This window comes from Streptomyces sp. 11x1, assembly GCF_032598905.1.
Classification (GTDB): Bacteria; Actinomycetota; Actinomycetes; order Streptomycetales; family Streptomycetaceae; genus Streptomyces.
This window is the reverse complement of record NZ_CP122458.1, coordinates 8217576-8240122: the sequence shown is the minus strand read 5'-3', so window position 1 is coordinate 8240122 and position 22547 is coordinate 8217576. Positions and strand designations below refer to the sequence as shown.

Sequence of the window (22547 nt, the reverse complement as noted above, 5' to 3'; positions counted from 1 at the left end):
TCGACAGGCGGCGGCTCGCGGGGAGTTCCCGCGAGCCGCCGTGTTCTGCTCGACGCGACGACTGCTGTCGCCCGGCCGCCGCACTCAGGCCTTGCGCGCCCGCGTGGCCTTCTTTGCGGGAGTGGCCTTCTTGGTGGCGGTCGCGGCAGCCTTCTTGGCGGGAGCGGCAGCCTTCTTGGCGGCCGTGGTCCCGGTCGGCGTGGTCCCGGCGGCCGTGGTGGTCCGGGCCGTCGCCGTCCTCCGCGCCGTCGAGCCGGCGGCGACGGCCTTCTTCGCCGTGGCCTTGCGCGGGGCCTTCACAGGGGCCGCGTCACTGATCCGGTCGGCGCCGAGGATCTCCCGCAGGAACTTGCCCGTGTGGCTGGCCGGAACCCCGGCGACCTGCTCGGGCGTGCCCTCCGCGATGACGAGTCCGCCGCCGGCGCCGCCCTCGGGCCCCATGTCCACGACCCAGTCGGCGGTCTTGATGACGTCGAGGTTGTGCTCGATGACGATCACCGTGTTGCCCTTGTCGACCAGGCCGGACAGCACCTTGAGGAGCTTGCTGATGTCCTCGAAGTGCAGACCGGTGGTCGGCTCGTCCAGGACGTAGACCGTACGACCGGTGGACCGGCGCTGCAGCTCGCTGGCGAGCTTGACGCGCTGTGCCTCACCGCCGGACAGGGTGGTCGCGGACTGGCCGAGGCGGACGTAGCCGAGGCCGACGTCCTTGAGCGTCCTGAGGTGGCGGGCGATCGCGGGGACCGCCTCGAAGAAGTCGGTCGCCTCCTCGATCGGCATGTTCAGCACATCGGCGATGGACTTGCCCTTGTAGTGGACCTCCAGCGTCTCCCGGTTGTACCGGGCGCCGTGGCAGACCTCGCACGGGACGTAGACGTCCGGGAGGAAGTTCATCTCGATCTTGATCGTGCCGTCGCCCGCGCAGTTCTCGCAGCGGCCGCCCTTGACGTTGAAGGAGAAGCGCCCGGGCAGATAACCGCGGACCTTCGCCTCGGTGGTCTCGGCGAACAGCTTGCGGACGTGGTCGAAGACGCCGGTGTACGTGGCCGGGTTGGACCGGGGGGTGCGGCCGATCGGCGACTGGTCGACGTGCACGACCTTGTCGACGAGGTCGTCCCCGTCCACGCGGGTGTGGCGGCCGGGGACGCTGCGGGCGCCGTTCAGCTCGCGGGCCAGGTGCGTGTACAGGATGTCGTTGACCAGCGTGGACTTGCCGGAGCCGGACACCCCGGTGACGGCGGTGAAGACACCCAGCGGGAAGGACACGTCGATGTCCTGGAGGTTGTTCTCCCGGGCGCCGTGCACCGTGAGCTGCCGGGTCGGGTCGAGCGGGCGGCGGATGTCGGGCAGCGGGATGGCCTTGCGGCCCGACAGGTACTGCCCGGTCTGCGACTCGGCGTTGCCCAGCAGCTCCTTCAGGGAGCCGCTGTGCACGACCTTGCCGCCGTGCTCACCCGCGCCGGGGCCGATGTCGACGATCCAGTCGGCGGTCTTGATGGTGTCCTCGTCGTGCTCGACGACGATGAGCGTGTTGCCCATGTCGCGCAGCCGGACGAGGGTCTCGATGAGCCGGTGGTTGTCCCGCTGGTGCAGACCGATGGAGGGCTCGTCGAGGACGTAGAGCACACCGACGAGGCCGGAGCCGATCTGCGTGGCCAGACGGATGCGCTGGGCCTCGCCGCCGGAGAGCGTGCCGGCCGCGCGGTTCAGCGACAGGTAGTCCAGGCCGACGTCGACCAGGAACCGCAGCCGCTCGTTGACCTCCTTCAGCACCCGCTCGGCGATCTTCTTGTCGCGGGCGGTGAGCTTCAGCTCGCCCAGGAAGTCCGCGCAGTCGCTGATCGACATGGCGGAGACCTCGGCGATCGACTTCTCCATGATCGTGACCGCGAGGACGATCGGCTTCAGGCGGGTGCCCTCACAGGTGGGGCAGGGCACCTCGCGCATGTAGCCCTCGAAGCGCTCACGGCTCGCGTCGCTCTCGGCCTCGCTGTGCCGGCGCTTCACGAAGGGGACGGCGCCCTCGAAGGCCGTGGTGTACACGCGCTCGCGGCCGTACCGGTTGCGGTAGCGGACCTCGATCTGGGTCTTGTGGCCCTGCAGCAGGGCCTTCTTCGCGCGCTGCGGGAGACCGGCGAAGGGGATGTCGGTCCGGAAGCCCAGGGCGTCCGCGAGGGCTCCGACGAGGCGGCCGAAGTAGTCCTTGGTGTGGCCGTGCGACCAGGGGTGGATGGCACCCTCGTCGAGCGACTTGTCCTCGTCCGGGACGATCAGCTCGGGGTCGACCTCCATGCGCGTACCGATGCCGGAGCAGTCGGGGCAGGCGCCGAAGGGCGAGTTGAAGGAGAAGGAGCGGGGCTCCAGCTCCTCGAAGGACAGGTCGTCGTACGGGCAGTACAGGTGCTCCGAGAACATGCGCTCGCGCTCGGGGTCGTCCTCCGGGAGGTCGACGAAGTCGAGCACGACCATGCCGCCGGAGAGGCCGAGGGCGGTCTCCACGGAGTCGGTGAGGCGGCGCTTGGCGGATTCCTTCACCGTGAGACGGTCGACGACCACCTCGATGGTGTGCTTCTCCTGCTTCTTCAGCGTGGGCGGGTTGGAGAGCTGGACGGTCTCGCCGTCCACCCGGGCCCGGCTGTACCCCTTGGTCTGGAGGTCCGCGAAGAGGTCGACGAACTCGCCCTTGCGCTCCCGCACGAGCGGGGACAGCACCTGGAAGCGGCTGCCCTCCGGCAGCTCCAGCACCCGGTCGACGATCGCCTGGGGCGACTGGCGGGAGATGGGCCTGCTGCACTGCGGACAGTGCGGCTTGCCGATGCGCGCGAAGAGCAGACGCAGGTAGTCGTAGACCTCGGTGATGGTGCCGACCGTCGAGCGCGGGTTGCGCGAGGTCGACTTCTGGTCGATGGAGACCGCCGGGGACAGACCCTCGATGAAGTCGACGTCCGGCTTGTCCATCTGCCCGAGGAACTGCCGGGCGTAGGAGGAGAGCGACTCGACGTACCGACGCTGCCCCTCGGCGAAGATCGTGTCGAAGGCCAGCGAGGACTTGCCCGACCCCGACAGGCCCGTGAAGACGATGAGCGAGTCGCGTGGCAGGTCGAGCGAGACGTTCTTCAGGTTGTGCTCGCGCGCGCCACGGACGATGAGACGGTCGGCCACGCCGGTCCGCACCTTTCTTGAGTGGAGGACAGGGGCCAAAGCCCCCGTCCTCCACAGACTAGGGGGAGCCACTGACAGCGCCGGTCCTGTTTCCCCGTTCCACAACAATCCCGGGCCTTCCAGCATGCCCGACGCCACTCCCGACCATATAGCACGTGCATTCGATTTACGGCCCTGGTCCGCCCACTTCACCCGAAGGTGTGGCCGGGGCTAGGGTCGGCGGCATGATGGATCACGCCCGCGACCTGGCCTCTGTATGTGAAGCGACGGACCGGCTACTCAGCGCGGTCGCCGACCTGGACGACGCGGCTGTGACCGAGCCGTCACGACTGCCCGGCTGGACCCGTGGTCACGTCCTCGCCCACCTCGCCCGCAACGCGGACGCCCTGGTGAACGTCTTCGAAGGGCGCCCCATGTACATCTCCGGCGAGGCCCGGGATGCCGACATCGAGCGGGACGCGCCGCGCCCCCTGCAGACCCACCTCACCGACGTGCGCGACAGCGCGCACCGCTTCCAGGACGCGGCCTCGCTCTCCCAGGACTGGTCCCGCACGGTCGAGCTGCGCAACGGAGTCCTCGACACCGCGGACCGGCTGCCCTGGCGGCGCCGGATCGAGGTGGAGCTGCATCACGTGGATCTGGGGATCGGGTACGAGCTGGAGGATCTGCCGGGTGAGTTCGCACAGCGCGAGATCAACTTCCTCGCGAACCGGTTCCGTGACCACCCCGGGGTCCCCGCACTGATGATCAGACAGGACGACGGGCGCCTGATCCCCACCGGAGATGTCAGGTCCACCACTCCGGAACGACTGCAAAGCGGCGAACACCTCATGATCACCGGCACCCGGGCCGACCTCCTCGGCTGGCTGGCCGGCCGTCGCGACGGCACCGCGCTGGGCGTCGAAGGAGGCACGCTCCCCTCGCTGCCCCCGCTATAGGCTGCCCTCATGACGTACAGCGGAGCGGTGAAGGTCGGCGGTCCTGCGGATGTGCACGAGCTGCAGAGCCTGATGATCTCCAAGGTCGCGGTGGGCCCGATGGACAACAACGCGTATCTGCTGCGCTGCCGGGCCACCGACGAGCAGCTGCTGATCGACGCCGCGAACGACGCCGGCACGCTGCTCACCTTGATCGGTGACGACGGGATCGCGTCCGTCGTCACCACGCACCGGCACGGCGACCACTGGCAGGCGCTCGCCGAGGTCGTGGCGGCCACCGGCGCCCGTACGTACGCCGGCCGGGAGGACGCCGAGGGCATCCCGGTACCGACCGACGTACCGGTCGACGACGGCGACACGATCCGGGTGGGGCGCGTGGAGCTCACCGCGCGCCACCTGGTGGGACACACCCCGGGTTCGATCGCCCTGGTCTACGACGACCCGCACGGACATCCGCACGTGTTCACCGGGGACTGTCTCTTCCCGGGCGGTCCTGGTAGGACAACACGTCCGGAAGAGTTCAACTCCCTGATGGGCGGCCTGGAGACCAAGCTCTTCGACGTCCTGCCCGACGAGACGTGGATCTACCCCGGCCACGGCAACGACACCACCATCGGCACGGAACGGCCCCACCTCGCGGAGTGGCGCGCACGAGGCTGGTAACCGGGGGAAAGTTGCGTCCACAGCTCCGGCTTCGGGTCGGTCGGCGGGCGCTCACCCTGGCGCCGTACGTGCGAAGCAGCTGACCGCCGAGTCCTCCTCGTCGCCGTGTCGGATGGTCCCCGCTTGGTCAGCAAGACCGGGCGGGGGGCCATCCGCATGTCCGGCTCACAGATCCTCGGTGTCACGCACGTCGATCTCCCACTCCAGGTCGGGAATCACATCAAGCTGCTTCTTCACCGCCTCACGGGCGTCACCGGTCAGCGAGACCGATACCCCGGCGGGGACGTCGGGAGCGTCCGAGCGGTTGACAGCGGCCACGATCGCATCCGGATCCACATCCTCCAGCGCGTGGAGAACGTCGTCGACACGGTCGTTCCGCACAGTCGTCGAGACGTAGGTACGGATAGTCATGGTTGTCTCCCTGGTGGTATTCCCGCTCTTCCGGCCCGCCGCCCGCCATCCTCGTCAGGCAGGTACGACCACCGGGCGGAAGCCATGCCGCCAGCCTCGCCCCGGCAGAGGCTGAGCGCATCCGCACCGGTTTGCGCGATCACGAAAGGCCATTGCCCTGTCGCCCGCCTTGTGCACGGTGCTTCGGCGTCAGTCCCGGACCCGCATGACCGCAGACGACACGCGCCGACCCTGGTCAGCACCCGGCGTCCTCCGGGAGCCACTCGACCGGCCCTCTCGTCGGCGGCGAGGAACAGCAGGGCGAACAGCAGAAGAGCCGTGCCGGTGAGGACGATCGCGTTCAGCCGCTCACCGAGGACCAGGACGCCGATGACCGCCGCGGTGGCGAGGGGCGTCGCCGGTCTGATGCTGCTATCGGGGGTGCGGACGGGAGCACCGGCCCCGCTCCCCTTCTGGGCATGGGACACGCCCTGCTCTCCGCCGCCGACTACGCGGGCGTGACGTTGCTGGGCCGCTTCTCCGACCGGGAGAACGCGGGTGGCGCGTTCGAGTCCACGGTGACCGGCTTCGCGGTGGACACGGTGTGCCTTCCACCGATGGCTCTGCTGGAAGGCCTCCTGCCCGCCTCAAGCGGCGGGCGGCGGAGGCGTCAGAGCCAGCTGTATGTGATCACGCCACCGGGCAGGGGGAGGCGTCCCGGCACGGGATGGGATCTGTCCACCGCTCGGAGCCAGGTCCCCTGGCGTGACCTGCATGTCGAGTTCCCCGGCGGCGTGGGCAACACCCGTAAGGACCCGGAGGCGTTCGCCGGCCTGGTCCGCGACGTGGAGACGAAGATCTTCGACGTGCTGCCCGACGAGACCTGGGTCTACCCGGGCCACGGCAACGACACGACGCTCGGCGCGGAGCGGCCGCACCTGCCGGAGTGGCGCGCACGGGGCTGGTGAACTCTCCGGTGCCGCAAGGCAGTTGGTGAGGCGAACGACAGGGGGCGCGACCACTCCCGCACGCGCCCCGTGTGAATCGAACGCACACGCCGGTGTCCCGCGCGCGCTCCCGGCGTACGCCGTGGCGTAGTCCACTGGAGACAGGTCCGCACGGGATGACGGCTCCCGCGTGGATGGGCCGCCGGCCTCACCAACCCCGCCCTCGGCCGGCGGCCCCGCCCTCGAGGTCGCACGCGTTCACAGAACCGCAACACCCGTTCCCAGAATGCGGACAGAACCGCAGGTGACCTCGACAGACGGGACGTCCCGCTGTCAATCTCACGCCATGCGTCCTGTCCTGCGAGCCGCGCGCTCCCCGCGCCGTGCCGCCTCCGCCGCCATAGCCGCCCTGCTCGCCGTCGTCGCGGTGGGCTGCGCCCCGCAGCCGGAGGAGGACGCCACCGGCTCGGCCTCCTCCTCGGCGTCCGGAGCGTCCTGCGCCAAGGGCGACCTGAGCACGAAGACCTCCGGCAAGCTGACGATCGCCACCGACCAACCGGCGTACGAACCCTGGTTCAAGGACGACGACCCGAAGAACGGCGAGGGCTTCGAGTCGGCGGTCGCGTACGCCGTGGCGAAGCAGCTCGGCTACGACAAGGCCGACGTCGTCTGGCAGAGCGTGCCCTTCAACAAGGCCTTCGCACCGGGGGCGAAGACCTTCGACCTCGACATCAACCAGGTCTCGATCAGCGACGAGCGCAAGAAGGCCGTCGACTTCTCGTCCGGCTACTACGACGTGCGCCAGGCCGTCGTCGCGCTCAAGGACTCCGCCGCCGCCAAGGCGACGAGCATCGCGGACCTCAGGAAGCTGCATCTGGGCGCCCAGGTCGGCACCACCAGCCTGAACTACATCGAGGACGTGGTGAAGCCCACCCGTCAGGCCGCCGCGTACGCGAAGAACGACCAGGCCAAGTCCGCGCTGAAGAACGGCCAGATCGACGCGATCGTGGTGGATCTGCCGACCGCGTTCTACATCACCTCGGCCGAGGTGACGGACGCGAGGATCGTCGGCCAGTTCGAGAACCAGGGCGGCACGCCCGAGCAGTTCGGGCTCGTCCTCGACAAGGGCAGCGCCCTCACCTCCTGCGTGACGACCGCCGTGGACGCCCTGCGCGAGGACGGCACGCTGACGAAGATCGAGCAGGAGTGGCTCTCCGACGCCGTCGACGCCCCGGTCCTCAAGTGACCGTGGTGAAGCAGGATCCCGGCCCCGAGGACGCGGACACGGACGACCGCGGCGACCCGCCCGGCGCGGACGACGGCTACGTCCCCTCGCGCCGACGGCTGGACCGGGAGCGCTACAAGCGCGACCGGGCCCGCCGGGCCACCGCCGTCGCCGCCCTGTCGACCCTGGTCACGGCCGTCGTCCTCTACCTGGTCGTCGTGGGCGCCCCCGGCTGGCCCCGCACCAAGGAGACCTTCTTCAGCGCGGAGTACGCGCGCGAGGCGCTCCCCAGGGTCCTCGAAGGGCTCTGGCTCAACGTACGGCTGCTGCTGGTCTGCGGCGCCGCCGTGCTCGTCCTCGGCATGCTCATCGCCGTCGCGCGGACCCTGCGCGGCCCGGTGTTCTTCCCGCTGCGGGTGCTGGCGGCCGCGTACACCGACTTCTTCCGCGGGCTGCCTCTGATCATCAACCTGATGATCGTGGTCCTGGGCGTCCCGGCGCTCCGGCTCCAGGGAGTGACGGTCGACCCGGTGCTGCTCGGCGGCACCGCGCTGACGCTCACGTACTCGGCGTACGTCGCCGAGGTGTTCCGCGCCGGCATCGAGTCCGTGCACCCCTCCCAGCGCGCGGCGGCCCGCTCGCTGGGCCTGACCAACCGGCAGGCGCTGCGGCACGTCGTGCTCCCCCAGGCGGTTCGCCGTCAGGTGCCGCCCCTGCTCAACGACCTGGTGTCGCTGCAGAAGGACACCGGCCTGGTCTCGATCGGCGGTGCGATCGACGCCGTACGCGCCGCCGACATCATCGTGGGCCGCAGCCTCAACTACACGCCCTACATCGTCGCGGGACTGGTCTTCGTCGCCCTGACCATCCCGATGACCCGCTTCACCGACTGGGTCACGGCCCGCATGGACCGGCAGCGGGCGCAGGGAGGGACGACATGAGCGACAGCCGCGAAGCCCTGGAGCCGGTCGGGCCGGTGGAGTCCGCGCGCGCCTCCGAGGGCGCCCCCGTGCTGCGGATGGAGTCGGTGCGCAAGACCTTCGGCGGCTCGGTCGTGCTGCGGGACGTCGATCTGGAGGTCGCCCCGCACACCGTGACCGCGCTGATCGGCGCCTCCGGGTCCGGCAAGTCGACGCTGCTGCGGTGCGCCAACCTCCTGGAGGACATCGACGACGGAGCGATCTGGCTGGACGGCGAGGAGATCACCGACCCGCGCGTCGACCAGGACGCGGTGCGGCGGCGGATCGGCGTGGTCTTCCAGTCGTACAACCTGTTCCCGCACATGACGGTGCTGGACAACATCACCCTCGCTCCGCGCCGGGTGCACGGCGTCCCCCGCGCGGAGGCCGAGGAACGGGCCCGGGCCCTCCTGGAGCGGCTGGGGCTGGGCGGGAAGGCGGGCGCGTATCCCGACCGGCTCAGCGGCGGTCAACAGCAGCGCGTGGCGATCGTGCGCGCCCTGGCCGTACGCCCCCGGCTGCTGCTCCTCGACGAGATCACCGCGGCCCTCGACCCGGAGCTGGTCGGCGAGGTCCTGAACGTCGTCCGTGACCTGAAGGCCGACGGGATGACGATGGTGCTGGCCACGCACGAGATGGGCTTCGCCCGTGACGTCGCCGACCAGGTCTGCTTCCTGGACGGCGGCGTCGTGCTCGAACGCGGCACCGCGGACGAGGTCTTCGGCGACCCGCGGCAGGAACGTACGCGGCAGTTCCTGCGCCGGATCGTCGAGGCGGGCCGCCTGTAAGGGACGCCCGCCAGGAGACCGGGCATTACCCGCCGGCCTCGGGCGCGGGGCTCAGGCGTCCGCCCGGCTCGCCCCGGCGAGCGCGGCGACCCGCTCCACGCCGAACACATAGCCCTGTACCCCGCACCCGGCGATCACCCCGTCGGCACGCAGGGAGACGTACGAGTGGTGCCGGAACGTCTCGCGCCGGTGGATGTTGGAGATGTGCACCTCCAGCACCGGCAGCCCGTCGCAGGTGTTGAGGGCGTCCAGGATCGCCACGGAGGTGTGCGAGTAGGCGCCCGGGTTGATGACGATCCCGCTGTGGTGGAGCCGGGCCTCGTGGATCCAGTCGACCAGTTCGCCCTCGTGGTTGGACTGCCGGAAGTCCACCGTGCCGCCGTGCGCGCCCGCCGCCTTGGCGCACATCGCCTCGACGTCGGCGAGGGTGTCCGAGCCGTAGATCTCTGGCTGGCGCTGCCCCAGGAGGTTCAGGTTGGGGCCGTTGAGAATCATGATCGGGGCGTGGGCCAGGCTGCGGGGCACGGTTCCTCCGGTCCGTTCGGGGTGGGCGACCCGTCGGGACCGCCGCTCGCCCCCGGTTTATCACGGCGAAACCGCCGGCAGGAGGCCGTACCCTCCCCGCATGATCACGCCTGCGCCCACGCCCTTGTACCCTCCCAAGCCCTCCCCCGGCGACCGGGTCGCCGTCGTCTCGCCAGGTGCCGGTCTGCCCGAGCTGTTCCCGCGCCCCTTCGAACTGGGCCTGGAGCGGCTGCGCGAGGAGTACGGTCTCGTGCCGGTGGAGTATCCGACGACACGGAAGATGGGCACGACGCCGAAGGAGCGGGCAGAGGACCTGCACGCGGCCTTCGCCGACCCGGACGTCAAGGCGGTGCTGACGTCGATCGGCGGCGACGACCAGATCACCGTGCTGCCCTTCCTCGACCGGGAGTTGCTGCGGGCCAACCCCAAGCCGTTCTTCGGGCTGAGCGACAACACCAACCTGCTGGCGTACCTGTGCAACACCGGGATCGTCGGCTACCACGGCGGCACCGTGATGACCGCGCTGGGCAGGCCGGGCGCCATGGACCCGCTGACCACCGACTCCCTGCGCGCCGCTCTGTTCACCTCGGGGCCCTACGACCTGCGGCCCGCCGAGCGCTTCAACGACATCGACCGCGACTGGGCCGACCCGGCGACCTTCGCCGCGGAGCCGCCCTCCGTACCGGGCGCCGGATGGACCTGGGTGAACGCCGACCGCGTGGTGGAGGGCCGCAGTTGGGGAGGCTGTCTGGAGATCGTCGGCTGGCTGCTGATGGCCGACCGCGAGGTGCCGCGCGATCTGTCCGTGTTCGACGGCGGGGTGCTCTTCCTGGAGACCTCGGAGGAACTGCCCAGTGGCGAGGAGGTCTTCCGCACCCTGCGCAACATGGGGGAACGCGGCCTGCTGCGGCACTTCTCCGCCCTGCTGATGGGCCGCCCCAAGACCTGGTCCTTCGAACGGCCCAACAGCCCGGAGGAGGCTGCTCGTCACGCGGCCGGGCAGCGGAAGGCCGTGCTGCGCGCCATGCGGACGTACGCCCCCGACGCCACGATCGTCTTCGACGTGGACCTCGGGCACACCGATCCGCAGCTCGTCGTCCCCTACGGAGGCGTGATCCGGGTGGACGGGCCCGCCCGGCGCATCACGGTGACCTACTGAGAACCGTTGACGCCTCCTGAACCACCTTGGCCTCGCACGGGCCTCCGCACGCCCCCGTAACCGCCCGTCACCGTGGGTAGTTGACGCGGCATGCAACCTGCACGCACCGTGAAACCGCCCTCCATGCTGCGACTCGCGTCCGCCTCGCTCGCCGGAACGGCCATCGAGTTCTACGACTTCTTCGTCTACGGCACGGCGGCGGCCCTCGTCCTCGGGCCGCTGTTCTTCCCGACGTTCTCGCCCCTGGCCGGGACCCTCGCGGCCTTCGCGACCTTCGGGGTCGGGTTCGTGGCGCGGCCGCTCGGCTCGGTGCTGTTCGGGCACATCGGGGACCGGTACGGGCGGCGGCCGGTCCTCGTGGCCTCGCTGCTGCTGACCGGGGGCGCGACCGTGGCCGTCGGCTGCGTCCCCACGTTCGACTCGATCGGTGTCACGGCCCCCTTCCTCCTGCTCTTGCTGCGTTTCCTGCAGGGCCTCGGGCTCGGCGGGGAGTGGGGTGGGGCGGTGCTGTTGACGGCGGAGCACGCGCCGGCGGACCGGCGCGGACTGTGGTCGAGCTTTCCGCAGGTCGGACCGGCGGTGGGGTTCCTGCTGGCCAACGGGGTGATGCTGGCGCTGTCGGCGAGCCTGACGGAGGCCCAGTTCGCCGCGTGGGGATGGCGGGTGCCGTTCTGGACGGCGGGTGTGCTCGCCCTCGCGGGCCTGTGGCTGCGGTCGTCGCTCACGGAGAGCCCGCGGTTCCTGGAGATCACCGAGCCCGCGCGTGTGCCGCTCGCCGAGGTGGTGTGCGGGCACTGGCGCCTGGTCCTGCTGACGGCCGGCGCGCTCGCGATCGGGTACGCGGTCTTCTACTCGGTGACGACCTGGTCCCTCGCGTACGGCACGGAGCGGCTCGGCGTGAGCCGCACGGTCATGCTGACCTGCATCATGGGCGCCGTGGTGGTGAAGGGCGCCCTGACACCGGTGGCGGCGGTCCTCGGCGACCGGTACGGGCGGCGCCCGATGTGCCTGATCGGCTGTGGCGTCACCGTGCTATGGATGTTCCCCATGGTCGCGCTCCTGGCGACGGGCGAACCCCTGCTGATCTTCTTCGGTTTCCTCGTGGCGATGCTCGCCTTCGTCACCATGTTCGCCGTCATCGCCGCGTACCTGCCCGAGCTGTACGAACCGCGGGTGCGCTGCACGGGGGCCGCCGTCGGCTACAACCTCGGTGGGGTGCTCGGCGGAGCCCTGACCCCGATCGTGGCCACCGCCGTGGCGCAGGGCGGCCGGGTGCCCTGGGGTGTGGGCGCCTATCTCACCGGGATCGCGCTGCTGAGCCTCGGCTGTTTCGCGCTGCTGCCGGAGACCCGGCCGGTACGCGTGGCGGCGACGACGGCGGAGGCCGAGCCCGTCGCCGGATGAGGGACGGCGCCGCGCGTCGGGGCGGCCGAGTGGGTGCGTTGCGTTGCCGGGTGCGGGTGGGTGGGGCTTCTCGCGCAGTTCCCCGCGCCCCTGAAGAGCAGGGACTGCGCCCCATGCTCTTCATGCCACCGCCCCGTCCCCGTTCGTTCGTCCGTCCGTCGGTGTCCCGGAACCCGGGTCTACGGGTTCACCGCCAGCTCCAGGTACGCCGCGAACAGCACCAGGTGCACTCCGCCCTGGAGCGGTGTCGCGCGTCCCGGGACCACGGTCAGCGAGGCCACCACGACGGTCAGGGCGAGCAGCACCATATGAGTGGCGCCCAGGCCGAGGACGAGTGGGCCGGAGAGCCAGATCGAGGCGAGGGCAACGGCCGGGATGGTGAGGCCGATGCTGGCCATGGCCGAGCCGAGGGCCAGGTTGAGGCTGGTCTGGACCCGGTCGCGGCGGGCGGCGCGCAGCGCGGCTATCGTCTCCGGCAGCAGCACCAGCAGCGCGATGATCACACCGACCACCGCGTGCGGCAGCCCGGCCTTCTCGACTCCGGACTCGATGGTCGGCGAGACGCCCTTGGCGAGGCCGACCACGCCGACGAGGGCGAGGCCGAGCAGTCCGAGGCTGATCCCGGCCGTGCGGGCCGACGGCGCCTCGGCGTGGTCGTCCTGGGTGATCACCTCGCCCAGCCTGGTGATCGGCAGGAAGTAGTCCCGGTGGCGCACGGTCTGTGTCGCCACGAACAGCCCGTACAGGGCCAGTGAGGACAGGGCCGCGAAGGTGAGTTGGGCCGTGGAGAACTCGGGGCCGGGCTTGCTGGTGGTGAAGGTGGGGAGCACCAGGCTGAGCGTGGCCAGCGTCGCGACCGTGGCGAGGGCGGCGCCGGTCCCCTCGGGGTTGAAGACGGCGAGCCCGTGGCGCAGCGAGGCGACGAGCAGGCAGATGCCGACGATGCCGTTGCAGGTGATCATCACGGCGGCGAAGACGGTGTCGCGGGCGAGGGTCGAGCTCTTGTCCCCGCCGTCGGCCATCAACGTGACGATCAGGGCGACCTCGATGATCGTGACGGCGACGGCGAGGACGAGGGATCCGAAGGGTTCACCGACCCGGTGTGCGACGACCTCGGCGTGGTGCACGGCGGCCAGGACGGCTCCCGCGAGCACCAGGGTCACCAGGGCGACGGCCGCCGGGGGTAGATCGCGTCCCCAGGTGAGAGCCAGCAGGACGACCGCGGCAACCGGGACGACAGCAGTCCATCGCGTCGTGAGCGACCGGAGCCGAACGAGCATGCGGTGATCCTTTCAGACGTGCAGGGGCCCCGCACGGCAGTGGACGCGTGGAACTGCGTCTCCGTCGTGCGGGACCCCATCCGTGTGTGCTTGGGTGCGGGTCGGCCTCCGTCAGGCCTCGATGCTGTCCTTCTCCGCGCCTTCTGCCTTGTTCTGCTCGGCCTCGGCCTGCGCCTGCTTCTTGGACGCGATCAGGCTGGTGATCGTGGTGACGATCAGCACCGCGCAGATCACGCCGAGGGACACCGGGATGGAGATCTCCGGAACGTGTACCCCGGACTCGTGCAGTGCGTGCAGCACCAGCTTCACACCGATGAAGCCGAGAATGACCGACAGACCGTAGGACAGGTGGACCAGCTTCTTCAGCAGACCGCCGATGAGGAAGTACAGCTGCCGCAGGCCCATGAGCGCGAACGCGTTGGCCGTGAACACGATGTACGGGTCCTGGGTCAGGCCGAAGATCGCGGGGATGGAGTCCAGGGCGAAGAGGACGTCGGTGGTTCCGATGGCGAGCATCACGACGAGCATCGGCGTCATGACGCGCTTGCCGTTCTCCTCGATCCAGAGCTTGGTGCCGTGGTACCGGTCGGCGACACCGAAGCGCTTCTCGGCGGCCTTGAGGAGCTTGTTCTCCTCCCAGTCCTCGTCGTCCTCCTCGGCCCTGGCCTCCTGGATGAGCTTCCAGGCGGTGTAGATCAGGAACGCGCCGAAGATGTAGAAGACCCAGGCGAAGCTGGCGAGGATGGCCGCGCCCGCCGCGATGAAGATCGCGCGGAGCACCAGGGCTATCAGCACACCGATCAGCAGCACCCGCTGCTGGTACTGCGAAGGCACCGAGAACTTCGCCATGATCAGCACGAAGACGAAGAGGTTGTCGACGCTCAGCGACTTCTCGGTGATGAAGCCGGCGAAGAACTCTCCGGCCGGCTGCCCGCCGCCGAAGACGAGGAGCCCCAGTCCGAAGAGGGCGGCCAGGACGATCCAGACGATCGTCCAGATCCCGGCTTCCTTGATGGACACGTCATGCGGCTTGCGGCCGATGAAGAAGTCGACCGCGATGAGGGCGGCAAGGCCCACCACTGTGAGGACCCAAAGGGTCACGGAAACATCCACTGCGCCTCCGGCAGTACGTAACGGCAAATTTCAGCGTCGTCGCTACCGGAGGTCTCTTCCACCCGGTCCTCCAGGGCGTTCCACAACGCCTGGTGCCGCCGGGCCGACGCCCCGGGATCGGATCGATCCGTATTGACGGGTACGCCGCAGCATGTAGGGAGTACTCCCCTCCGCACGAAAAAGAGTACCCAATCACCAAGAGAAGGTAAAGGGTAAGGTAAAGAAAGGATCAAAACCGCAGTTCAAAACGCTTTGCGAGGACTTGGTACGGGCTGCCGGGGGCCGACGGTCCTCAGCGGTTCCAGGAGCGGCGAGCCTCCGCGACCCGGGCGAGCACGTCGTGCATGACCCTGCTGCCGGGCGGGACGGTCGACGGCTCGTACGTCCACGCGTGCCCGACCCACGGGTCGGCCAGGTGGTCGTCGGGGGTGGGGGTGAGTCGCATCAGCGAACGCCACAGCGGGTCGAGCAACGGCCCGTAGGCGGCGGCCTCCTGACGGTCGGCGACCATCATCAGGTGCACCCCGACGGCGGGGCCCTCGTCCGCGAGGTAGCGGAGCTGGGTGACGGCGCGGTCGTCGAAGCCGTGCGGGAAGTCGTTGACGATCAGCAGCTGTTCGGCCGTGTCGAAGCCAGGGGGCAGTGCGTCCGGCGCGCCACCGCGCACCGCCATCTGCACGAGGTCGACACGCTGGGTGAGCCGCCCCAGCACCTCGGAGACACCCGCCGCTCCGGCGGCGGGCCGCCCGGCGAGCACACCGGCCCGGGTCAGGGGCGTCAAGGCGGACGAGCCGGCCCCGGCCGCGTCGATGACGTGCACGGCGAACTCGCCCGGCGGGTAGACCGCGAGCAACCGGGCGGCGAGAGCCACCGCGGTGTCGAGCGCGAGGCGGCGCAGCTCGTCGGAGTCGGCGAGCGCGTCTCGGGAGCCGGAGCGGCCGCTGTCGATCCACAGGCCGCGCTCCAGCGGCAGCCGGACCAGCATCGGGATGCGCACGTCCTCGCTCTCCGGTAGATGGAGGTCGCCCAGCCGCAGGGCCATCGGGATCTCCATCGGTACCCGGTAGCCGTGCCAGACCGGGTTGTCCCAGCTCGCGTACGCCGGGGGCAGTGCGGGCTCGACGACGTCCGCCTCGGCACCGAGCTGGGCCAGGTCCCGGTCGAGGGCGGCCCTGGCCTGGTCGACGAGCTGGGCGCGCTTGGCCCGGGCCGCCTCGCGCGCGGCGTCGCCCTGCCCGCTGATGCGGCTGCGCGGGTCGGACAGGACCTTGTCCAACTCCTGTTCCATCCGCGACTCGGCGAAGTCGACGGCACTGCGGTACGCGGCCGTGGTGCGGGCGAGGTCCTCGAACATGCCCCACACCTGGTTGTAGAGCCGCTCCTCCATGGACCAGCCGGTCGCGTCCCCGGCGACGGGCCGCGCGGGCTGTCCCGGCTCGGCCGGGGGCGCGGTCGGCGCTGGCGGGGGCGGCGCGGTGGTCTGGCGGCCGGGGTGGCTGTAGTTGACCGGACCGCCGGCCGTGGCCTGGGCGGGCTGGCCGGTGGCCGGGTCCGCCGGGGTGGGGCCGCCGTGCTGCGCCGCCGCGTGGTCGGGCAGCGTGCCGTCGCGGGGAGAGCCGTACGGGGGTGTCGTGCCGCACGGAGAGGTGGGCTGGTGGCCCGGGGACGGCGCGGTGGTGCCGGGCACGCCCTGGGGGGTCCCGCCGCCGTGGGTCTCGTCCGGGCCGGTCGCGGGGGCGGCCGTCCGACGGGATCGTTCCGCGTCCGGCAGGCGGGGCGGAGGGGCGGCCACCGAGCGGGCGAGGCCCTGGGCCACTGCCTCGTTGATGCTGCCGGCCAGTTGCTGGGCCTGTGGCAGGCCCTGGTCGGCGAGCAGCGCCGCGAGGCCGCCCGCGTATCCCTGGCCGACCGCGCGGACCTTCCAGGCACCCTGCCTGCGGTACAGCTCCAGGGCGACGACGGCCGACTCCGGTTCGAGGTCGGTGATGGTGTAGCTGGCGACCTCGGTGCCGTCGAGGCCGGTGACCGCGACGAAGGGGGCGGCCACGGCGCCGAAGCGCGCCGGGCCGCCGGTCCCTGCGGGGAGGGCGAGCAGCACGCTCACCCGGTGCACGGACGGCGCCAGGGCGTCGAGGTCCACGGCGAGGCGGTGGTCGGCCGCCGCCTGCTTGGGGACCTCCAGGCCCGGGAGAGTGGGCGCGCCCGGGTGGGCGACCCATTCGACACCGTGCACCCGGCCGTGCTCGTCGCCGAGGGTGGCCCCGGCCACGATCGGTGTGCCGGCCGAGACGCGGATCTCCAGTCGGACCTCGGGCAGCGGATGGTTCTGCCCCCGGACCAGCTCGGCCGTCATCGACTTCGTCCCCCTGCGTCGCGTGCTCTGTGTACTCGGTGCGTGCCTACAGCACCGGCAGGATCGCCGGCATCAGGTCCTGGAAGGTGCGACCGTTGGCGGGCGAACCGATGGCGGTCATCTGCCAGCCCGCGCCCGCGCGGTGCACCTTGGCCATGATCTGGGCGGTGTACTGGCCGCCGCCCGCGAGGGTGTAGCGCGCCAGCTCCTGGCCGTTGGTCTCGTCGACCAGTCGGCAGAACGCGTTCTGCACCTCCTGGAAGGTCTGGCCCGTGAAGGAGTTCACGGTGAAGACGATCTGGTCGATGTGGACCGGCACCCGGGCCAGGTCGACGAGGATCGCCTCGTCGTCGCCGCCCTGGCCGACGCCGCCGACCAGGTTGTCGCCGGTGTGGCGGACGGAGCCGTCGTCGCTCACCAGGTGACGGAAGAAGACGACGTCGACGGGCTGCTTGTCCGCGAACAGCACGGCGGAGGCGTCGAGGTCGATCTCACGGGTGCGGGATCCGAACAGGCCGCGCCTGGGGGCAGCCTGCCAGCCGAGACCCATGCGCACCGCGGTCAGGCTGCCTCCGTCGTTCTTCTGCAGACTGATGGCCTGACCCTTGGTCATGTTGACGGTCACGCGCTGATTCCCCTCTCGACTGTCCCCTGTTCCCGCGGAGTCCGCGGATGTGCAGCACCTTACGCAGCGGCACTGACATTTCCGCAGCCTGTGTCGCACTTTGTGTCGGTCTTGCAACACAGCGCGCCGGCGCCGGGGGCACGTCCCCTCCCCCGGCGCCGGAAGGGAAGGTCAGGCCAGTCCCGCCTCCCTCATCTGCCGCAGTTCCTTCTTCATCTCGGAGACCTCGTCACGCAGCCGGGCGGCGATCTCGAACTGCAACTCGGCGGCGGCCGCGCGCATGCGCTCCGTCATGTCCTCGATCTGCTGGGCGAGCTCGGCCGCGGGACGGTCGGTCGGGACGGTCTCCTCAGCCTTGCTCCTGCCCTTGGCGGACTTGGCCACCTTGCCGCCCAGGGAGGGCACGGGCGCCTTGGCGGCCTTACCGTCCTTGCCCTTGCGATAGCCCGAGCCGAGCAGCTGCTCGGTGTCGACGTCCTCGCGGGCGATCTGCGCGACGATGTCGTTGATCTTCTTGCGCAGCGGCTGCGGGTCGATCCCGTTGGCCTTGTTGTACGCGACCTGCTTCTCCCGGCGCCGGTTGGTCTCGTCGATGGCCTTCGCCATCGCCGGGGTGATCTTGTCGGCGTACATGTGGACCTGGCCCGACACATTGCGCGCCGCGCGGCCGATGGTCTGGATCAGCGAGGTCCCTGAGCGCAGGAAGCCCTCCTTGTCGGCGTCGAGGATCGCCACCAGGGAGACCTCGGGGAGGTCGAGGCCCTCGCGCAGGAGGTTGATGCCGACCAGGACGTCGTACTCACCGGCGCGCAGCTCGCGCAGCAGTTCGACGCGGCGCAGGGTGTCGACGTCGCTGTGGAGATAGCGGACCTGGATGCCCAGTTCCAGGAAGTAGTCGGTGAGGTCCTCGGCCATCTTCTTGGTGAGGGTGGTGACGAGGACGCGCTCGTCCTTCTCGGTGCGCTGCCGGATCTCGTGCACCAGGTCGTCGATCTGACCCTCGGTGGGCTTGACGACGACCTCGGGGTCGACCAGACCGGTGGGGCGGATGATCTGCTCGACGTGGCCGTCGGAGCGGGACAGCTCGTACTGGCCGGGGGTCGCCGAGAGGTACACCGTCTGGCCGACGCGCTCCTGGAACTCCTCCCACTTCAGGGGGCGGTTGTCCAGGGCGGAGGGCAGTCGGAAGCCGTGGTCGACGAGGGTGCGCTTGCGGGAGGCGTCGCCCTCGTACATCGCGCCGATCTGGGGGACGGTCACATGGGACTCGTCGATGACGAGGAGGAAGTCGTCCGGGAAGTAGTCCAGCAGGGTGTTCGGCGGGGAACCGGGTTCGCGGCCGTCGAAGTGCATCGAGTAGTTCTCCACGCCGGAGCAGGAGCCGATCTGGCGGAGCATCTCGAGGTCGTAGGTGGTGCGCATCCGCAGGCGCTGGGCCTCCAGGAGCTTGCCCTGCTTCTCCAGCTCCGCCAGGCGCTCCCCCAGTTCCTTCTCGATGTCGTTGACGGCCCGCTCCATGCGCTCGGGGCCGGCGACGTAGTGAGAGGCGGGGAAGACGTACAGCTGCTGGTCGTCGCTGATGATCTCGCCGGTGAGGGGATGGAGGGTGGAGAGGGCCTCGATCTCGTCGCCGAACATCTCGATGCGGACGGCGAGCTCCTCGTAGACCGGGAAGATCTCGATGGTGTCGCCGCGGACGCGGAAGGTGCCGCGGGTGAACGCCAGGTCGTTGCGGGTGTACTGGATGTCCACGAAGCGGCGCAGCAGCGCGTCCCGGTCGAACTCCTCGCCGACCTTGAGGGGGACCATGCGGTCCACGTACTCCTGCGGTGTGCCGAGACCGTAGATGCACGAGACGGAGGCGACCACGACGACGTCGCGGCGGGTGAGCAGCGAATTGGTCGCGGAGTGACGCAGGCGTTCCACCTCCTCGTTGATGGAGGAGTCCTTCTCGATGTAGGTGTCCGACTGCGGGACGTATGCCTCGGGCTGGTAGTAGTCGTAGTACGAGACGAAGTATTCGACCGCGTTGTTGGGCAGCAGTTCGCGGAATTCGTTGGCCAGCTGGGCGGCCAGGGTCTTGTTCGGCGCCATCACCAGGGTCGGGCGCTGGAGCTTCTCGATCATCCACGCGGTGGTGGCGGACTTGCCGGTGCCTGTCGCGCCGAGCAGGACGACGTCCTTCTCACCTGCTCCGATACGCCGGGCGAGGTCGGCGATGGCCGTGGGCTGGTCGCCGCTCGGCTGGTAGGGGCTGACGACCTCGAAGGGCGCCACCGTGCGTTCGATCTTGGAAACGGGCCGCATGCAATCCACCGTACGACCCCGCACTGACAACGGGTCGCGATCAGCGATTCTGCGGTGTGCGGGCATGCCGCTCGCGGTGCTGCGGGGCGGTGCGGGACTCGGGGTGCCGGCAGACGTGGGCGGTGGCCTGGGCCGGGATGCCGGGCCGGCGCTCGACGGGGTTCGCGTGGAACCTGCCCATGATCATGAACGGGTCGAACATCACGACGACTCCCGCGAGGAGCAGGAACACCAGCGGGCCGATCATCAGCGGAGCCAGCAGAGCGGCGGACGACGAACCGACGGCCGGGTCGGGGCCCGCGCCGCTGTGCAGATGGACGCTGAGCGCGGCCATACCCGTGTAGTGCATGCCGCTGACGGCGACCCCCATGACGAGGCTGGCGCCCACGCTCCACAGGAAGCCGCGGACCTGCCCGGCGGCCCACAGGGCGGCGATCGCGGCCACCACGGCGATGACGACCGAGGCGGCCACGGTGACGGTGTTGTACTCGAACGTGCCGTTGAGCCGCATGCCGGCCATGCCCAGGTAGTGCATCGAGGCGATGCCCAGACCGGTGATGGTTCCCCCGGTGAACAGCGCGGCCCCGCCGGCCCCCTTGGAGCCGACCATGAAGATCCCGATGCCGACCATGACGATCGCCACCGCGAGGCTCGCGAACGTGGTCAGCGGGTCGTAGTGGATCGGGGTCTGCAGGACCTTGAAGCCCATCATCGCGACGAAGTGCATGGTCCAGATGCCGGAGCCGATGGCCGCCGAGCCAAGCGCGAGCCAGCCGATCCGCCAGCGGCCGTCCACGAGCATCGATCTGGTGGTGCAGCGCAGGCCGAGCGCGCCCCCGAGGCAGGCCATGAGATAGGCCACCACCGGTGTGACGAGTCCGTAGCTGAAGCCGTCGACCGTGCCCTGCATTCGCGGCTGCCTTTCCCGCCCTGTCGCGTCCCTGGAATTCCTGCAATGCCCCCAGCCCCGGCACCGCCACGACGGTCAGGGTTGTCGCAGAGAGTATGACCCCCACCGGAATGGTCGAACGATTTTCCGGCAAAGAAACACGGCCTTGCCCCACTTGTGCGGTGCCCGTGAGCGGACTTGGGCAACTCCATTCAATTCATGGCCATCCTGCGCACCTCTCCCGTTGACCCTCTGCTGTCACTCTTGAGCTGACCGTGATCGATCGACGCGAGGAGTACGCATGCACGTGCGCGCAGTTGCCGCCGCGACCACAGCGTTCTTGGGGGCCACCGTCCTCCTGCTCCCCACTTCCGCTGCTCACGCGGCCGCCGACGCCGGGAATCCGCTGGTCGTCGCGCATCGTGGAGCTTCCGCCTACGCGCCCGAGAACACCCTGGCCGCTGTCGACAAAGCCCACGAGATGGGCTTCGACTGGGTCGAGAACGACGTCCAGCGCACCAGTGACGGCAGACTCGTCGTCCTCCACGACGCGACGCTGGCGCGGACGACCAACGTCGAGGAGCTTTATCCCGAGCGCGCCCCATGGAACGTGGCGGACTTCACCGCGGCGGAGATCGGGCACCTGGACGCGGGCAGCTGGTTCGGCGCCGACTACGCGGGCGCGCGCGTGCCCACGCTGGAGCAGTACATGCGGCGGGTGTCGCGCAACCATCAGAAGCTCGTCCTGGAGATCAAGAACCCGCAGCTCTACCCGGGGATCGAGCAGCAGACCCTGAAAGTGCTGAGCAACGAGGGCTGGCTCGGCCCGGCGCAACTGGAGAAGCTGGTGATCCAGAGCTTCAGCGCCGACACCGTACGCCGGGTCCATGAGCTGGACCCGGCGGTGAAGACCGGTCTGCTCGGCACCCCGGACATCGCCGACCTCCCCGAGTACGCGACGTTCAGCGACCAGATCAACTCCTCGTACACGACCATCTCCGAGTCCTACGTGGCCACGATCCACGCGCTCGGAGGTCCGCACGGCAAGCCGCTGGAGATCCTCACCTGGACCGTGAACGACGCCACCAACGCCCGACGGGTGGCCGACTACGGCGTGGACGGCATCATCACCAACAAGCCCGACGTGGTCAGGGACGCCACACAAGGCTGATGCGGGGGTTTGCGGCCGGTGGTGAGCGCTGCAGGGCCGAGCGCGCACCACGGTCGTTGTCGGTGGCGGCCCGTACGGTGGTCCCATGAACAGCCATGCACAGGACGAGCAGCGGGTCGTCTGGGCCGTCGTCGGCTCGGACATCGGCCCGCTGCTGCTGGCCGCGACGGACGAGGGCCTCGTCAACGTCGTCTTCCACGCCACGGAGCCGGTGCGCGACCGGACCCTGGACCGGCTCGCCTCCCGCCTCGGCACCACTCCCGTGGAGGCGCCCGACGCACCTCAGCTGGCCGAGGCCATACGTCAGTTCGAGGCTTACTTCGCGGGCGAACGGCACGACTTCGCGCTGCCGCTCGACTGGTCGCTGATATCAGGGTTCAACCGCCAGGTGCTGCGCGAACTGGTGTCGGGCGTGCCCTACGGCTCGGTCGTGGGGTACGGCGATCTCGCGCGGCGCGTGGGGCAGCCCGGCGCGGCCCAGGCCGTCGGCGTGGCGATGGGGTCCAATCCGCTGCCCGTGGTGGTGCCGTGCCACCGGGTGGTGGAGAGCGACGGCGGCATCGGCGGGTTCGGCGGCGGACTGGAGACCAAGCGGAGACTGCTGGCGCTTGAAGGGGTGCTTCCGCAGCCGTTGTTCTGAAGGGGTTGC

At 70.1% G+C, this 22547-nt stretch carries 18 protein-coding genes and 1 pseudogene; 10 read left to right on the top strand and 9 right to left on the bottom strand.

The genetic code is table 11. The annotated features are described in order from the left end of the window. Positions 1–84 precede the first annotated feature (84 nt). Positions 85–3162 carry an excinuclease ABC subunit UvrA gene (gene uvrA / locus P8T65_RS36125; RefSeq protein WP_316729375.1) on the bottom strand — a complete coding sequence of 1026 codons (3078 nt, stop codon included), beginning with the start codon at positions 3160–3162 and terminating at the stop codon, positions 85–87. A gap of 224 nt (positions 3163–3386) precedes the next feature. Here uvrA and P8T65_RS36120 point away from each other — a divergent pair, with 224 nt between their 5' ends. Together P8T65_RS36120 and P8T65_RS36115 are read left to right on the top strand one after the other, a co-directional pair. After that, the gene (locus P8T65_RS36120; protein WP_316729374.1) at positions 3387–4100 is read left to right on the top strand and encodes a maleylpyruvate isomerase family mycothiol-dependent enzyme; all 714 of its coding nucleotides are present in this window, start codon (positions 3387–3389) and stop codon (positions 4098–4100) included. A gap of 9 nt (positions 4101–4109) precedes the next feature. Beyond that, complete coding sequence (locus tag P8T65_RS36115) at positions 4110–4763, top strand: MBL fold metallo-hydrolase (protein ID WP_316729372.1); 654 nt, start codon at positions 4110–4112, stop codon at positions 4761–4763. A 165-nt stretch (positions 4764–4928) separates the two neighbouring features. On the opposite strand, the gene P8T65_RS36110 is transcribed toward P8T65_RS36115, so the two are convergent. Next, complete coding sequence (locus P8T65_RS36110; RefSeq protein WP_316729371.1) at positions 4929–5174, bottom strand: hypothetical protein; 246 nt, start codon at positions 5172–5174, stop codon at positions 4929–4931. Positions 5175–5935: 761 nt separating this feature from the next. Between P8T65_RS36110 and P8T65_RS36105 the strand changes: the two are divergent. From P8T65_RS36105 to P8T65_RS36090, 4 genes and pseudogenes are all read left to right on the top strand, one after another. Then, positions 5936–6121, top strand: a pseudogene (locus tag P8T65_RS36105) (MBL fold metallo-hydrolase); the annotation flags it as partial. A 325-nt stretch (positions 6122–6446) separates the two neighbouring features. Beyond that, positions 6447–7346 (top strand): ABC transporter substrate-binding protein, encoded by a 900-nt coding sequence (locus tag P8T65_RS36100; protein ID WP_316729370.1) that lies wholly within the window; start codon positions 6447–6449, stop codon positions 7344–7346. Then, positions 7343–8266, top strand: coding sequence for an amino acid ABC transporter permease (locus tag P8T65_RS36095; RefSeq protein WP_316729369.1), 924 nt, complete (start codon positions 7343–7345; stop codon positions 8264–8266). Before P8T65_RS36100 ends, P8T65_RS36095 begins: the two co-directional genes overlap by 4 nt. Positions 8267–8343: 77 nt before the next feature. Then, the gene (locus P8T65_RS36090; protein ID WP_184898640.1) at positions 8344–9072 is read left to right on the top strand and encodes an amino acid ABC transporter ATP-binding protein; all 729 of its coding nucleotides are present in this window, start codon (positions 8344–8346) and stop codon (positions 9070–9072) included. 51 nt (positions 9073–9123) lie between these two features. Here the strand turns inward: P8T65_RS36090 and aroQ are convergent, their stop codons facing one another. Further along, positions 9124–9597: a type II 3-dehydroquinate dehydratase gene (gene aroQ, locus P8T65_RS36085; protein ID WP_316729368.1), complete on the bottom strand. Its 474-nt coding sequence runs from the start codon at positions 9595–9597 to the stop codon at positions 9124–9126. Between the two features lie 100 nt (positions 9598–9697). On the opposite strand from aroQ, the gene P8T65_RS36080 reads away from it, so the two are divergent. Beyond that, positions 9698–10756 carry an LD-carboxypeptidase gene (locus tag P8T65_RS36080; protein WP_316729367.1) on the top strand — a complete coding sequence of 353 codons (1059 nt, stop codon included), beginning with the start codon at positions 9698–9700 and terminating at the stop codon, positions 10754–10756. 123 nt (positions 10757–10879) lie between these two features. After that, the gene (locus tag P8T65_RS36075) at positions 10880–12160 is read left to right on the top strand and encodes an MFS transporter (RefSeq protein ID WP_316729366.1); all 1281 of its coding nucleotides are present in this window, start codon (positions 10880–10882) and stop codon (positions 12158–12160) included. Positions 12161–12339: 179 nt separating this feature from the next. On the opposite strand, the gene P8T65_RS36070 is transcribed toward P8T65_RS36075, so the two are convergent. From P8T65_RS36070 to P8T65_RS36045, 6 genes are all read right to left on the bottom strand, one after another. After that, positions 12340–13440 carry an ionic transporter y4hA gene (locus tag P8T65_RS36070; RefSeq protein ID WP_316729365.1) on the bottom strand — a complete coding sequence of 367 codons (1101 nt, stop codon included), beginning with the start codon at positions 13438–13440 and terminating at the stop codon, positions 12340–12342. A gap of 111 nt (positions 13441–13551) precedes the next feature. Next, positions 13552–14553: a TerC/Alx family metal homeostasis membrane protein gene (locus tag P8T65_RS36065; RefSeq protein WP_215454533.1), complete on the bottom strand. Its 1002-nt coding sequence runs from the start codon at positions 14551–14553 to the stop codon at positions 13552–13554. 292 nt (positions 14554–14845) lie between these two features. Then, entirely contained in the window at positions 14846–16906 is a 2061-nt protein-coding gene (locus P8T65_RS36060) for a TerD family protein (protein ID WP_316729363.1), read from the bottom strand. A gap of 46 nt (positions 16907–16952) precedes the next feature. Next, entirely contained in the window at positions 16953–17531 is a 579-nt protein-coding gene (locus tag P8T65_RS36055; protein ID WP_184895455.1) for a TerD family protein, read from the bottom strand. A 171-nt stretch (positions 17532–17702) separates the two neighbouring features. Further along, positions 17703–19838 carry an excinuclease ABC subunit UvrB gene (gene uvrB / locus P8T65_RS36050; RefSeq protein WP_316729361.1) on the bottom strand — a complete coding sequence of 712 codons (2136 nt, stop codon included), beginning with the start codon at positions 19836–19838 and terminating at the stop codon, positions 17703–17705. 40 nt (positions 19839–19878) lie between these two features. Next, positions 19879–20748 (bottom strand): MHYT domain-containing protein, encoded by an 870-nt coding sequence (locus P8T65_RS36045; protein ID WP_316729360.1) that lies wholly within the window; start codon positions 20746–20748, stop codon positions 19879–19881. A 280-nt stretch (positions 20749–21028) separates the two neighbouring features. On the opposite strand from P8T65_RS36045, the gene P8T65_RS36040 reads away from it, so the two are divergent. Both P8T65_RS36040 and P8T65_RS36035 read left to right on the top strand, forming a co-directional pair. Continuing rightward, complete coding sequence (locus P8T65_RS36040) at positions 21029–21898, top strand: glycerophosphodiester phosphodiesterase family protein (RefSeq protein WP_316729359.1); 870 nt, start codon at positions 21029–21031, stop codon at positions 21896–21898. Positions 21899–21983: 85 nt separating this feature from the next. After that, entirely contained in the window at positions 21984–22538 is a 555-nt protein-coding gene (locus P8T65_RS36035) for a methylated-DNA--[protein]-cysteine S-methyltransferase (protein WP_316729358.1), read from the top strand. Positions 22539–22547: the final 9 nt, after the last annotated feature.

Bases quoted from the DNA above. Each gene is read 5' to 3' on its own strand.
- P8T65_RS36045 (WP_316729360.1), bottom strand. From the start codon at position 20,748: ATGCAGGGCACGGTCGACGGCTTCAGCTACGGACTCGTCACACCGGTG.
- uvrB (WP_316729361.1), bottom strand. From the start codon at position 19,838: ATGCGGCCCGTTTCCAAGATCGAACGCACGGTGGCGCCCTTCGAGGTC.
- P8T65_RS36100 (WP_316729370.1), top strand. From the start codon at position 6,447: ATGCGTCCTGTCCTGCGAGCCGCGCGCTCCCCGCGCCGTGCCGCCTCC.
- P8T65_RS36035 (WP_316729358.1), top strand. From the start codon at position 21,984: ATGAACAGCCATGCACAGGACGAGCAGCGGGTCGTCTGGGCCGTCGTC.
- P8T65_RS36060 (WP_316729363.1), bottom strand. From the start codon at position 16,906: ATGACGGCCGAGCTGGTCCGGGGGCAGAACCATCCGCTGCCCGAGGTC.
- P8T65_RS36110 (WP_316729371.1), bottom strand. From the start codon at position 5,174: ATGACTATCCGTACCTACGTCTCGACGACTGTGCGGAACGACCGTGTC.
- P8T65_RS36075 (WP_316729366.1), top strand. From the start codon at position 10,880: ATGCTGCGACTCGCGTCCGCCTCGCTCGCCGGAACGGCCATCGAGTTC.
- P8T65_RS36080 (WP_316729367.1), top strand. From the start codon at position 9,698: ATGATCACGCCTGCGCCCACGCCCTTGTACCCTCCCAAGCCCTCCCCC.
- P8T65_RS36070 (WP_316729365.1), bottom strand. From the start codon at position 13,440: ATGCTCGTTCGGCTCCGGTCGCTCACGACGCGATGGACTGCTGTCGTC.
- P8T65_RS36120 (WP_316729374.1), top strand. From the start codon at position 3,387: ATGATGGATCACGCCCGCGACCTGGCCTCTGTATGTGAAGCGACGGAC.
- P8T65_RS36090 (WP_184898640.1), top strand. From the start codon at position 8,344: ATGGAGTCGGTGCGCAAGACCTTCGGCGGCTCGGTCGTGCTGCGGGAC.
- P8T65_RS36115 (WP_316729372.1), top strand. From the start codon at position 4,110: ATGACGTACAGCGGAGCGGTGAAGGTCGGCGGTCCTGCGGATGTGCAC.
- P8T65_RS36040 (WP_316729359.1), top strand. From the start codon at position 21,029: ATGCACGTGCGCGCAGTTGCCGCCGCGACCACAGCGTTCTTGGGGGCC.